Source organism: Flavobacterium sp. J27 (genome assembly GCF_004303025.1).
Taxonomy (GTDB): domain Bacteria; phylum Bacteroidota; class Bacteroidia; order Flavobacteriales; family Flavobacteriaceae; genus Flavobacterium.
The window spans coordinates 194956-208585 of the sequence record NZ_PJQW01000004.1 but is presented as its reverse complement, the minus strand read 5'-3'; the positions used below and the strand labels follow the sequence as shown (position 1 = coordinate 208585).

12 protein-coding genes are annotated in these 13630 nt (G+C 29.1%); 7 read left to right on the top strand and 5 right to left on the bottom strand.

Going from position 1 to position 13630, the window contains the following annotated elements; all coding sequences use genetic code 11:
* Window positions 1–41: 41 nt before the first annotated feature.
* From CX675_RS07340 to CX675_RS07325, 4 genes are read right to left on the bottom strand one after another with little or no spacing between them, the layout of a single operon-like run.
* Window positions 42–764, bottom strand: a complete 723-nt coding sequence (locus CX675_RS07340) for a transferase (RefSeq protein ID WP_130734576.1) — start codon at window positions 762–764, stop codon at window positions 42–44.
* Window positions 761–2209, bottom strand: a complete 1449-nt coding sequence (locus tag CX675_RS07335) for an oligosaccharide flippase family protein (protein WP_130734575.1) — start codon at window positions 2207–2209, stop codon at window positions 761–763. Before CX675_RS07335 ends, CX675_RS07340 begins: the two co-directional genes overlap by 4 nt.
* A gap of 2 nt (window positions 2210–2211) precedes the next feature.
* Window positions 2212–3315: a DegT/DnrJ/EryC1/StrS aminotransferase family protein gene (locus CX675_RS07330; protein ID WP_130734574.1), complete on the bottom strand. Its 1104-nt coding sequence runs from the start codon at window positions 3313–3315 to the stop codon at window positions 2212–2214.
* The gene (locus CX675_RS07325; protein WP_130734573.1) at window positions 3312–4259 is read right to left on the bottom strand and encodes a FemAB family protein; all 948 of its coding nucleotides are present in this window, start codon (window positions 4257–4259) and stop codon (window positions 3312–3314) included. The genes CX675_RS07330 and CX675_RS07325 overlap by 4 nt, the downstream gene beginning before the upstream one ends.
* A 170-nt stretch (window positions 4260–4429) precedes the next feature.
* Here CX675_RS07325 and CX675_RS07320 point away from each other — a divergent pair, with 170 nt between their 5' ends.
* Complete coding sequence (locus CX675_RS07320) at window positions 4430–6169, top strand: gliding motility-associated C-terminal domain-containing protein (RefSeq protein ID WP_240723608.1); 1740 nt, start codon at window positions 4430–4432, stop codon at window positions 6167–6169.
* Here the strand turns inward: CX675_RS07320 and CX675_RS07315 are convergent, their stop codons facing one another.
* Window positions 6170–6910 carry an RDD family protein gene (locus CX675_RS07315; RefSeq protein WP_130734572.1) on the bottom strand — a complete coding sequence of 247 codons (741 nt, stop codon included), beginning with the start codon at window positions 6908–6910 and terminating at the stop codon, window positions 6170–6172.
* Window positions 6911–6930: 20 nt separating this feature from the next.
* On the opposite strand from CX675_RS07315, the gene CX675_RS07310 reads away from it, so the two are divergent.
* From CX675_RS07310 to CX675_RS07285, 6 genes are all read left to right on the top strand, one after another.
* Window positions 6931–7893, top strand: a complete 963-nt coding sequence (locus CX675_RS07310; RefSeq protein ID WP_130734571.1) for a stage II sporulation protein M — start codon at window positions 6931–6933, stop codon at window positions 7891–7893.
* Window positions 7894–7916: 23 nt separating this feature from the next.
* Window positions 7917–8693 carry a DUF4129 domain-containing protein gene (locus CX675_RS07305; RefSeq protein ID WP_130734570.1) on the top strand — a complete coding sequence of 259 codons (777 nt, stop codon included), beginning with the start codon at window positions 7917–7919 and terminating at the stop codon, window positions 8691–8693.
* Window positions 8693–9868, top strand: a complete 1176-nt coding sequence (locus CX675_RS07300) for a DUF4350 domain-containing protein (protein WP_130734569.1) — start codon at window positions 8693–8695, stop codon at window positions 9866–9868. Before CX675_RS07305 ends, CX675_RS07300 begins: the two co-directional genes overlap by 1 nt.
* Before the next feature lie 137 nt (window positions 9869–10005).
* Window positions 10006–11034, top strand: a complete 1029-nt coding sequence (locus CX675_RS07295; RefSeq protein ID WP_370277638.1) for an AAA family ATPase — start codon at window positions 10006–10008, stop codon at window positions 11032–11034.
* Window positions 11035–11073: 39 nt separating this feature from the next.
* Window positions 11074–12408: a DUF58 domain-containing protein gene (locus CX675_RS07290; RefSeq protein ID WP_130734567.1), complete on the top strand. Its 1335-nt coding sequence runs from the start codon at window positions 11074–11076 to the stop codon at window positions 12406–12408.
* Window positions 12409–12683: 275 nt separating this feature from the next.
* Entirely contained in the window at window positions 12684–13196 is a 513-nt protein-coding gene (locus tag CX675_RS07285) for a hypothetical protein (protein ID WP_130734566.1), read from the top strand.
* Window positions 13197–13630: the final 434 nt, after the last annotated feature.

The following is a 13630-nucleotide window of genomic DNA, read 5'->3' as shown; positions in this document are numbered from 1 at the left end:
AGGAATATTTCTGATAACATATATTTAGGTTATATCAAAATTTAAATCTTTTTTAAATAGTTATCTAACAAATCTTTTTCACCTTCCCAATCTCTCGTAATATTTTCTTTTACTAATTGAGCTGGAACACCTCCAATTAAAATAGTATTTCCTAAAGAAGTATAGTCTTTATTACACAAACTATTTGAGGCAACTGTACAATAATCTGGTGTAATCGATTTGGATAAAAACGTAACTCTATTACTTATAAAATTATAGTTTCCAATTCTAATAGGTGCATGCATAGGGAACTTTTGGTGGGTTATAGTATCCATCATTTCATGAAAATTGGTATCAATAACTTGGCATTCAGAACCTAGTCTAGCATACCTTCCAAAAACAATTTCTTTGGTACAAATAATTTTTCCTTTGGAAGCAATGGAAGACATATCTCCCATTTGTAAAACACCTTCTTTTGTTACAAATACAAAATAATCTTTCCCAAATTGAACATGTCCTTCAAAAATAATAGTCCCTGCCAGCATTATTTCTGCAATGCCACTGGAAAGTGTATTCATTTCATAAGGCTTTCCAAAACCAATCATTCCGGTTTGTATGGGAGCATTAATACTTATTTTTCCCGATATATTTTGAAATTTTACGCTACCATAAAATAAAACTGGCATCTTTTTAGCAATAGCAAAAGGAAATTTTTTAAAGTTAAAATAAATGGATTTAACCCAATTTACCTTTAAGATTCTCTTTATTTTTGATATTACTTTCATTTCTTAAACAACTCTTTTAAAACTACTAATTTATTAATTTTATAAAATGTATAGCCAGCACTTAAAACAAATAAAATGGCAATCAAATATAAATGAATTTGAGAGGACAATCGCATAATAAAAAGCGCAACTAATAAAGTAAGGAATTGGCCGATAAATAAATAAATGTCTTTCTTTTCAAAAAAATGCATCTGATATCTTTTTTGGGCTATAAGATAAACTCCTGTTAAATGAAGAAAAAAATAAATTGCAATGGCTATTCCCATACCTTTAAATGCTCCTATTTGATACCCAAAGTATAGCATTAAAAAATACAAAATATTAAAGCCTAATGAAGTTTTCATAAAAACTTTGGAATCAGCTTTTGCAATAAACAAATAACCTATCGAAAAAGAAATGGCTTTAAAAAACATACCTATAACTGCCCATTGCAACAATTGATTAACTTCTAAAAACTCTTTAGAAAATAGAACTTGGATTATAAATTCTCCAAAGCCAATAAAAAAAATCACTACTGGAACTAATAATAAAGTGCTTACAATGGCTTGTTGCTTTACCGTAATGGCTACTTTACTACTATCCTTTTCTAAACTTACTAATCGAGGATAGTATTCCAAAGACATGGCATTAAAAAGAAAACCAACATAGGTATTTAAAATAATATTGGCCACATTAAAAAGACCTACATTTTCAATACCATCTTGCTTATTTATTAAGATTTGAAGCGTATAATTGACTAATAAAGGTAAAAAAGACATAATCATTAATAAGCTACCAAAATAAATAATTTCTTTTCCTTGCGATACGGCTTCTTTAAATGTTAAAAGAGCATTCAAGACCTTGATTTTTCTTACAAAAAACCAACATACCATCATGTTGACTAAAGCTGTAATTATGATAGCCGGAATGATAAAATCTTTTTTGAAAAAATAAAAAAAAGGGATGGTAAAAAGCAAACCAAAACCATTTGATAATAAATTTGATTTTGCTAATTTATTAAAGAGACTTTTACCTTGTAAAATAGCATTAAAAGCACTTGTAATTTGTTTGAAAAACACGGCTAACCCTAAAAAAACAATAAGGTACCAATAGTCATAAGTAAAATACAAGTATTTGCTAATAATTGGAGAAAATAAAATCGTAACAAGACATCCTAATATACCTGTTAAAAGAGATAGTTTTAAAACTATTTGTGCTTTAAAATTACTATTTTCTTGGCTTGCTATTGCTTTTACTGCGCTATTATCTATCGACAAACCTGAAATAGATTTAATTAAATCGACTATAGAATTTAACATTCCAAAAATACCATACCCTTCTGCTCCAATAAAAATGGATAACAGTTTGTGTTTAACAAATGAAAAGAAAAGATTTACAAATTGCATACTTCCAAAAACAGAAGTAGCAAATAGAATCCTCTTATATGTGCTCTTTTCCTCACTCACTATTAATACGCATTTAGAACATTAATAATTCTTTCTATCTCTTCTTCACTTAAAATTCCGTTTAAGGGAATACTCAATACTTCTTCATGTATTTTCTCTGTAATTGGAAATGAAAGCGCATGCCATTTCTGTAAAGCTTCTTGTTTATGTGGTGCAATAGGATAATGAATCATCGTTTGAATTCCATTAACTTTTAAATAATGTATTAATTCATCTCTGTTTTTGGCTCGAATCACAAATAAATGAAAAACATGATTGTTACTCTCATTCCAAAAAGGAAGCTGTATTTTTCCATTATGTATTTCTTTCAGATAACGTTTGGCTATATTTCTTCTCTTTTCATTTTCGTTTTCCAAATGGGGTAACTTTACATTTAAAAAAGCGGCCTGTAATTCATCTAATCTTGAATTGGTTCCTAAAATTTCATTTTCGTATTTAGTTTTCGAACCATAATTTCGCATAGAAAAAAGTACTTGGGCTAAATTCTCATCATTAGTAGTTATAGCACCCGCATCTCCTAAAGCTCCTAAATTTTTACCTGGATAAAAACTAAATCCTGCAGCATTTCCTAAGTTTCCAGCCTTTCTCTTATTCCAATTAGAAACAGCACCATGTGCTTGAGCCGCATCTTCAATAACTAATAATTTATATTGCTTTGCTATGGTATTAATCGCTTCCATATCTGCTAACTGTCCGTATAAATGAACCGCAAGAATAGCTTTAGTTTTAGCGGTAATTTTTTCATGAATTAAACGAGTATCTAAATTATATGTTTTGTAATCAGGCTCTACTAAAACAGGGATTAAATCAGCTTGAAGTATAGCCAAAATACTAGCAATATAAGTATTTGCAGGAACAATTATTTCATCACCTTTTTGTAATTTATCTAATTGAATATACCCTTTAAAAATTAGGGTTAAAGCATCTAATCCATTGCCTACACCTATACAATATTTCGTTCCACAATAGGATGAAAATTCTTTTTCAAATACTACAACCTCATCTCCTAAAATATACCATCCTTTATCAAGGAACTTATTCATTTTTTCTTGAAAAGCGATCTCATAAGGTTTATTTATTAAACGTAAATCTAAAAACTTTATCATATTGTAATACTATAAGTATCTTGAGTATATAAAAAACATCCTAACTCTTCTTTTTGATTTAATAACCCAGAATTAAAACCTAATTCGTTATTCTCAGTACAAGTTCCCATATCAAAAAACTGACATTGATCTTGGTACATTTCAATAATTTTAAAATACAAAAAATCTAAAGCTCTTAACTTTTCTCCTAAATCTGTTGTAGCTCCATACTGAGATTTTATTCCATGTTTCGTTTTAAACAGCGTAATTCCAGCAACAATTTCATTATTAAAATAAATATCATACTGAATTATTTTTTCTGGAAATTTTTTTGACAAATATGTTATTTCTGCTAAACTATGCACTGGTTCCGTGTTATATTTATCTCTTAATCTTGGAATTAAAACCTTATTCCAAAAACTAGAAAAATCCTTTCCAGAATGTATCTTAAAATCTAATTTTTCATTTTTCCTATAATGCTTAAGTTTACTTTTTGAAATCCTAAACTCTTTATGAAAAGGAAGACATAAATTTAATTCTCGTTTCACTAAAATTGCATCCATTTCATTTAAAAGAAATAGATACTCTTCCGATGGCAATGTTTGATAATAAGGATTGATGGGTTTATAATTAATTTTTTTTATTTTTTTTTGACTTAAGTAATCGGTAATGGAGAAAAATAAGGCTCTTACTTCTGTAAACTTTACATATTTTGGCAATACTAATCCGCCATAAGTTAACCCTTGATGAGAATAAATAGTATCTCCTACTTTATTTGCAGGCAATATGGCTTTAAGATTATTTCTTTCATCAAAAACAAGAAGAGAGTAATCTTCAAAACGGTCACTATGATATTCTATAAAATCTCTATGAAACAAAAATGTTGCATTCTTGGCTTGGTCAACAAATTCATTCCATTTAGAATAATAGTCAGTAGTATATTTTTTTACTTGATATGTTTTCAAATGTTTATATTAAAGCCGAAAATTACTAATTTTTTAATTCATGCCAGTTGAAATAGAAAGATTTTATTAAATTAATTAGTATCTTAGAACATATTTTAAGTATAATTTAAAGTGTGAGGCAAAAAAAATACTTCCTGGTTTACTTCATTTTCCTACTTTTCCCAATCTTTTTGAATGGACAAGATATTACGCTCTACACTCAAATTAATGGTCGGTATGATTTTACCTTTATTGGTAACACCATGAATACTGCCGAAAACAACTTAACTGCTGGGCTAGTCACTGGTACTTCTTCTTCCGCACAATTAAATCTATCTCCAGATGACACAGTAATTAAAGCTTTTTTATATTGGTCTGGAAGTGGTGATGGTGATTTTGAAGTAGATTTAAACGGTACAATTATGACACCTGAAAGAACATTTAGTCATAGTAGAATTTCTGGAGTGAATCAAACCTTTACCTATTTTAGTGCTTTTAAAGACATTACTTCTTTTATCCAAACCAATGGCAATGGAGATTATACTTTATCTGATTTAGACATATCTGCCTATGAAGTGTACCATAAACAAATTTCTACCAATTTTGCGGGTTGGGCCATACTAATCATTTATGAAAACAGTAATTTACCCTTAAATCAAATAAATGTATATGATGGTTTACAAGGGGTTCCAAGTAATTTAAGTATTGATTTAACTAATCTATATGTAATTGATAATAACAATGCAACGGCTGGTTTTATAGCATGGGAAGGTGATATCTCTTTAGCTACGGAAACATTTGCTATAAATGGAACTGTCATAAGCAATGCTTCTAATCCTATAAATAATGTTTTTAACGGAACAAACTCTATAACTGGCGCAACCGATTTATATAATATGGATTTAGATATTTATGATATAGAAAATTATATTCAAATAGGAAATACCAGTGCAAACATTACACTTTCATCTTATCAGGATTTTATTATGATTAATACCGTTGTAACTAAATTAAATAGTCAATTGCCAGATGCTACCATAACCATAGATGATTACCAATTAGCCTGCAACAATCGTAACATTCCAGTGAGTTTTACCGTATACAATGTTAATAGTACTGAGATTTTAGCTGCCAACACTCCTATTGCCTTTTATGCGGACGGAATTGTAGTGGGTTCCACACAAACGCAAAATCCAATTCCTATTGGTGGAAATGAATCTGGAAACACCATAATAACAATTCCAAATACAATTCCTTCCAATTTTATATTGACAGCTGTTGTTGATGATTTAGGAAATGGAACAGGTGTTGTTACGGAATTAGTAGAAACAAACAACAGCTACTCTACACAGATTGAATTATTTATTTCCCCTACTTATAATATATTACCACCATCAATAAGTTGTAATTTAGGGTTTACCAGAGGCATTTTTGATTTTTCAAATTATGAAGAAGAAGTAAAAACAAACCCTTTTCACTTGGTTACTTTTCATGAAACTTATGATGACGCATTAAATAATATAAATCCTATTTTGAATACTAGTTCTTATGAAGCAATAACAACTCCTAAAGAAATTTTTATACGGATAGAAAATGAAAATAATTGTGTTAGTATCACTTCATTTTTATTGCAAGTTGAAAATTGTCCACCAATAATTTATAATGCTATTTCACCTAATAATGACAACTTAAATGACACCTTTTTTATTGATGGTTTACGAGATATTTTTATCCATTTCCAATTAGAAATATATAATAGATGGGGTAAATTACTCTGGTTAGGAAATAATGACAAACCAGATTGGGATGGCTATGTAGCAGATGGAATTGGAACAAAAACTGCCCCAGACGGAACTTATTATTATATTTTATATTTAAATGACCCTAGCTATCCAGAACCTATAAATGGGTATTTATATCTTAGCAAATAATTACATGTTTTGAGTATAAAAATTATAATCTTTTAATAATGTCCTTATAAAATCTTCATCATTACCTGATTGATTTTTAATTTCAGTTACAGCTATAATCTTGTCTCTTAATTTAATTAAAGTATTATAATCTCTATTAATCAATGCCGCTTCAAATGTTTCTTTTATAATTCGAACATCATTATCTGAAAGTTTGATTACCAATGGATAAGTAGGCACATAATCATCATTTACTTCTTGCAAAATAGTATGATTAATATTTATATTATTTTTTAATGAAATTACTGCTGTACCAGCACCCATATCGCCTAAACGCTGATTTCTATTATTAAAAATGATTGTAAGAACGCCCACAATAGTAAAAGGAGGTAATACTTCTATGATACGAAACAACCATCGAATTAAATAATCTCCAAAACCAGCTTGATAACCATCTATTTTTATCACTTTCATCTTCATAATCTTTTTACCCACAGTTCTACCTTCCCAAATACTCTCTAAAATAAGTGTATAGAAAAAAACAGGTAAATAAAGTAATATATAAACAGCCATTGCAGACCAATCATCAATCGTGGTTAAAAATGATTCTAAACCACTCAAATCTACAATGTATCCTACAACAATACTATAAGCCATCATTACAAGTAAATCAAGAATTTGACCTAACAGTCTTTCTCCAACAGAAGCTGCTGTGAAATTAATTGTAACATTTTGTGTCGTATTTATCGTTAATTGTGACATATTTTATATTTTAGCACTTCATGAGAGAAGTTGCTTTTATTAAACAAAATAAAGAAAAATGGCTTGAATTTGAACAAGCTATTTTTGGTAAATCTAAAAAAAAACCTGACGAGTTAGCCAATTTATATATTCATTTGGTTAATGATTTAGCTTATGCTCAAACCTATTATCCTAAAAGTAAAACGGTAACTTATTTAAATTATTTAGCTTCGCAAACCTACCAAAAAATTTATAAAACAAAAAGAGAAGATACGAATCGTTTTCTATATTTTTTTAAAACTGAAGTACCTCTTTTAGTTTATGAATACAGAAGATATATTTTATATGGTTTTTTAATTTTTATCATTTTAACTTCAATAGGGATTGTCTCTGCAGTTAACGACGACACATTTGTAAGATTAATATTAGGTGACTCCTATGTAAATATGTCATTAGAAAACATTAAAGAAGGAAACCCTGTTGCTGTTTATAAATCGGGAAGTAATTGGGGGAGCTATATTAGTATTACTTGGAATAATTTGCGAGTAGGCGCATTATCATATTTCATGGGAATTTTTATAGGCTTTGGTACTTTTTATGTATTTATGAAAAACTGCATCATGCTTGGTGCTTTTCAAACTTTCTTCTATAAAGAAAATGTCTTTTGGGAAAGTGTGAGAGGTATCTGGATTCATGGTTCTATGGAAATTTTTGCCATGATTATTGAAGCTGCTGCTGGGTTTGCATTAGGTGCAAGTATTTTATTCCCCAAAACATTCTCTCGTTTCAACTCGTTTAAAATTGGCTTCAAGAATACCTTCAAAATCTTTTTAAGTACTATGCCTTTTACTATTATGGCAGGTTTTTTGGAAGGCTTTATTACAAGATATTCTGTAGACATGCCTCATTTTTTAAGTGTAGGAATAATTTTAACTACTTTAGGGATGATTAGTTTTTACTACTTAATTTATCCTTTTATAGTTTATAAAAAAGTAAAAAAATAATCTCGATTTAATAGTTTTTGAAAGTGAATAAAATAATAGCTTTGATTTTGATATTCTTTTCATCCTTTGGGTTTTCTCAATCCGATAGTATTGTTGCTCTTACTAATGAAGCTAAAATTGATTCTATAAGAAATCTAATGGATTCTGTATACTTTAACGAACCCATTGTTGTTACACCTAAGCATTTCGAGTCTAATTTTAGAGAAAAATACAACTCAAGCGATTTTAAATACGATACTGTTGTCGATTCTAAAAATGCAACAGCTTGGCAACGATTCTGGAAAGCTGTTGGTGATTTCTTTGGTCGTATATTCAATTTTAAAAATGGGGAGAAGGCTTTAACTGGTTTTGAAATTTTCATGAAAATAGCGGCTTTTTTCATCATAGCATTTGTAATCTATCTGCTTGTAAAACTACTTGTCGGTCAAGAAGGACAATGGTTATTCTCTAAAAATAAAAAGAAAATAATAGTATCAGAAATGGTAGAAGAAAATATACATACTATCAATTTTAATGATATTATTTCTAAATCAAAAGCAAATAAAGAATACCGAGTAACCATTCGTTACTATTATTTATGGTTATTAAAATCATTATCCGATAATGAAATTATAGAATGGGATATAGAAAAAACAAATTCAGATTATTTATATGAAATACAATCTCAAATAGTAAGAGATAATTTCAAATACCTTTCTTATATCTATGATTACATTTGGTATGGCGAGTTTGAAATCAATGAAAACGACTTTTTAAAAGCGGAAACCGTTTTTCAAAAAGCAATTGCAAATAAAAAATAATGCTAAAAAGTATTAAAATACCAATCATTATCTTGGTGCTTATTCTAATAGGAATAATCGTTTTAGAAGCTAATAAACCTAAGCCAGTGAACTGGTCTCCAAGTTATAGCGTGAAAGAGAAAATCCCTTTTGGATTATTTGTATTAGATAATGAATTAGATTCTCTGTTTAAATCCAAAAGCTTACACCGTTTTGGAGTAACTCCTTATGAATTTTTAGATGACAAATATTCTTACGAAGATAGCTCATATATTATAAAAGGTACTGTATTACACATCGATGGGGTATCTCATTTAGATGATGAATCAGCTCAAGAATTACTATATTTTGTATCACATGGAAATACAGCCTTTATAAGTGCAGACAATTTTCCTGTAAAACTTAAAGATTCTTTACATTTTGAATCTTCTTATACTAATATATATACCGATTCTCTATATTTATCTGTAGATAGAGGAAAAGAATTCAGCTACTTAAAAGGTTCTGATAATGTTTATTTTACCGATTTTGATTCCACTCAAACAACTATTTTGGGTTATCAAAGAAATAATATAAAAGACACTTTAGCCAATTTTATAAGAATCCCTCATGTAAACGGTTACTTCTATCTTCATACACAGCCTATTGCATTTACCAATTATTATCTATTAAACAAAAATTATCAATATGCAGAACAAATAGTATCGTATATAGACGATTCTAATATTTTTTGGCATAGAGAAGGAACTCGAGATCAGATTGAAAACGAAATGGATTATATCCATAGCCAACCTGGTCTAAATTGGGCATGGAAAATTGCCATCATTAGTCTTATCATTTTTATTTTATTTAATGCCAAACGAAAACAGCGTATTATCCCAATACTCGAGCCTTTAAATAATACAACCGTCGATTTTACAAAAACCATTGGTAATTTATATTATCAAGAAGGTAATCATCAAGACATTATTAACAAAAAAATAAAATTTTTCTTAGAAAAAATAAGAAATGAATATCTTATAGATACTTTCGATCTAAACGAAACATTTATCAATCGGTTACATCAAAAAACAGGAAAAAACAAATCAGATATTGAGACAATTGTAAACCTTATAAAAAAATATAGAAATCAAATAGAAAGTTCTGAAATTGACTTAATTAATTTTAATAAAGCTCTAGAAAAATTAAATTTATAACATTAAGAATAGCTTCAATTGAAATGAATCTATTCTACAAAACAAAGAATAAGAAATAAGAAAAACATATGGAAAATAATTTCGAAAACAACGAAAACCAAAATGAAAAGCAAGCTGAAAATCTTGCAAATCAGCCATTGGAACACACTTTTAACAACAATCCTACAACTCCTGATGCTCCAATTGAAAACGAAAATGTTAACTTTCAAACTCGTTTAGATTTATCACCTTTACAAGAAAGTGTAGAAAAAGTAAAAGCAGAAATAGCAAAAGTTATTGTAGGACAATCGAAAATGATTGATCAATTATTAGTCGCTATACTTTCCAATGGGCATGTTTTACTTGAAGGTGTTCCTGGTGTTGCCAAAACAATCACAGCTAAATTATTATCTAGAACTTTAAGTTTAGATTTTAGCCGTATTCAATTTACTCCAGATTTAATGCCTTCAGACATCATTGGTACTTCAGTTTTCGATCTATCAAAATCTACTTTCGAATTTAAAAAAGGTCCCGTTTTTTCAAACTTTGTATTAATAGACGAAATTAACCGTGCTCCAGCTAAAACACAAGCAGCGCTTTTTGAAGTAATGGAAGAACGTCAAATTACAGCAGATGGTACAACATATCCTCTAGACTTGCCATTCCTTGTTATTGCTACACAAAATCCTATTGAACAAGAAGGTACCTATCGCCTACCAGAGGCACAATTAGACCGTTTTTTATTTAAAATTAATATCGATTATCCAAACTTATCCGAAGAAGTTGCTATTCTTCAAAAAGAAAATAATTTACAAAACAACGACAAACTTGCGGCTATTGCTAAAGTTGTTCAAAAAAGTAATATTCTTCAATTCCAAAGCTTGGTAAAACAAATTTTAATCGAACCAAACTTGTTAGAATACATTGCTAAAATTGTATTAAATACCCGTCAAAATCAATTCCTTTATCTAGGTGCTTCGCCAAGAGCTTCTATTGCTATTTTAAATGCTGCCAAAGGTTTTGCTGCTCTTAAAAACCGTGATTTTGTTACTCCTGAAGATATTAAAGAAGCAGCCATTCCAGTTTTACAACACCGTGTTGTGGTAACTCCAGAACGCGAAATGGAAGGAGTGACCAGTACTGTTATTATCAAACAAATTATCGATTCAGTAGAAATTCCTAGATAAACGATTCCAATTAAAAACCAACAGTATTCCCAACATAGAATGAAACATTTTTTTAAACAACTTTACCTCAATAATTTTCTCTTTTATTGCCTAATGGGTATTATTACCTTATTTGTTGTTTCTTATTTTTTTCCAGTTATTTATAATGCTTGTTGGTATCTTTTATATGTGCTATTGGTCTTCTTAGCAATCGATATGCTATTGCTTTTTGGATTAGGCAACAAACTTGAAGCTACAAGAAATACTCCTGAAAAGTTATCAAACGGAGATGAAAACCCTATTCATATCAAAATAAAAAACAAATATACTTTCCCTGTAATTGTAAAAATTATTGACGAAATCCCTATTCAGTTTCAACAACGCAATTTTGAAGTTATTCGTAATATAAAGGCGAATACAAATGATGAATACCAATATTTTTTACGACCTACAGAGCGTGGTGAATATGTTTTTGGAAACGTAAATTGTTATGTTAGTTCTCCACTTCAACTCATTGCTAAGAGATATACTTTTGATAAAGATGAAATGGTACCTACTTACCCTTCTTATATCCAATTACGAAAATACGATTTAATGGCATTTTCCAATCAATTGTTCCAATACGGTTTAAAAAAAATCAGACGCATTGGGCATACTATGGAATTTGAACAAATTAAAGAATATGTGCAAGGAGACGATATTCGCACCATTAACTGGAAAGCGACTGCTAAGCGCAACCAAATAATGGTCAATCAATTTCAAGATGAAAAATCGCAAAATGTATATATGGTCATCGACAAAGGTCGGGTTATGAAAATGCCTTTTAATGGCTTAAGCTTATTAGATTATGCCATCAACGCTACCTTAGTTTTATCTAACGTAATTATCAAAAAACAAGACAAAGCAGGTATGTTTACCTTTTCTAAAAAAGTAGAAAACCGTGTCGTTGCAGAAAAAAGACAAAGCCAAATGCAAAACATTATGGAAAGTCTTTATAACATTAAAACCGACTTCTTTGAAAGCGATTACAGCCGATTATATGTAGACATTAAAAAACATATCAACCACCGTAGTTTGATTATGTTATATACTAATTTTGAAACCTTAGACGCGTTACATCGTCAACTACCTTATTTAAAAGGAATTGCTAAAAACCACTTACTTGTAATTGTCTTTTTTAATAATACCGAGCTCAACGAATTAATTGAGAAAAAAGCAGAAACCGTTCAGGAAATTTACGATAAAGTAATTGCCGAAAAATTTGCTTTCGAAAAAAGACTTATCGTTAACGAATTGAAAAAATACGGTATTTATTCGGTACTCACTCAACCCGAAGACCTTACTTTAGAAACGATTAATAAATACTTAGAGATTAAATCTCGAGGTATTTTATAAGCCTAAATCCCACAAACCTGTCATTCTGAACTTGTTTGAGAATCCATCATCCGTCAGTTCGAGTGTTTTTTATGCAATGAAATGAAATAAAAAATGTATCGAGAACCTACTCAAAAAAACGCCCCACTTACAATCGACTATCTGTAACCAAATATCGACTAACAATGTAAAAAAAGTTAAAAGCATAATAATTTATTAAATACAACCCTAAAAATTAAAAAAGGGAATACAATTTGTAACATTTAGAATCATAAGAAACATTAAAATAATAAAATATGAAAAAAATTCTTTTTACATTGTTTTGTTTAGGGATGTTATCAAATATAACAGCTCAGGAAAACAAATTTAAAATCCATTCTGCTGAAGTTGGATTTGGTGGATTTTATTTTAAGAAAAATCTTTCGGAAGGTGGAGGAGCAACATTTACTGCTAATTTAACAACCTCTTATCGTAAGAACCTGTTCTCTACTTCATTATTAACTGGTGCTGAAATAGGTATAGTAGGAAGTACAAATTATACTTTCAACGAAGTTAGTTTACAATATGGAAGAGAAATTAAATTAAAAGAATGGATTAAATTTGAATTATTTGCAGGACTGGGTTATTATGATCAAACTAGTGATGCTAGAGATGTACAAGATGGCACTACAATTTCTTACCCCTTAAAACTGAATACTAAATTTTATTTTAATAACCATTTTGGAATGGGGATTAACACAAATTACAGTATAAATAGTGTTAATAATAACTTTTCATCAAATCTAATTTTCCATTACCGATTCAATTAGACAACTTACCATATTACTCATTTTTAACTCCTTGCGTTATTCAACACGAGGAGTTCTTTTTTAATAAATATTTTCCAGTTCTTAGGTTATTCAAAAAAAGATTAATAAAAGATTGCAAAAACTAATAATTATTCTCCCTTTTTGCCTCAAACATTACAAACTAACAAAAACATCTTAATGCTACTCAAAACTATAAGACACCCTTATTTCCTTATTTATTAGCAGCATACATTTACACTACTTTTTGAAAAACTTCAAACCATGAATACCATAATGGAAAAAGATAATGCTCTGTCAGCCCAAATGTTTTTTATATAATGAAAAAAAAATGTAATATTACGTCAGTTCGAGTGTTTTTTATGTAATGAAATGAAAATACAACGCTCCGTCAGTTCGAGTGTTTTTTATGAAATGTAATGAAATAAAAAATGTAT

What these genes read in the sequence shown, in the direction of transcription:
- CX675_RS07310 (WP_130734571.1), top strand. Translation starts at nt 6,931, where the DNA reads ATGAGAGAAGTTGCTTTTATTAAACAAAATAAAGAAAAATGGCTTGAA.
- CX675_RS07300 (WP_130734569.1), top strand. Translation starts at nt 8,693, where the DNA reads ATGCTAAAAAGTATTAAAATACCAATCATTATCTTGGTGCTTATTCTA.
- CX675_RS07315 (WP_130734572.1), bottom strand. Translation starts at nt 6,910, where the DNA reads ATGTCACAATTAACGATAAATACGACACAAAATGTTACAATTAATTTC.
- CX675_RS07285 (WP_130734566.1), top strand. Translation starts at nt 12,684, where the DNA reads ATGAAAAAAATTCTTTTTACATTGTTTTGTTTAGGGATGTTATCAAAT.
- CX675_RS07290 (WP_130734567.1), top strand. Translation starts at nt 11,074, where the DNA reads ATGAAACATTTTTTTAAACAACTTTACCTCAATAATTTTCTCTTTTAT.
- CX675_RS07330 (WP_130734574.1), bottom strand. Translation starts at nt 3,315, where the DNA reads ATGATAAAGTTTTTAGATTTACGTTTAATAAATAAACCTTATGAGATC.
- CX675_RS07340 (WP_130734576.1), bottom strand. Translation starts at nt 764, where the DNA reads ATGAAAGTAATATCAAAAATAAAGAGAATCTTAAAGGTAAATTGGGTT.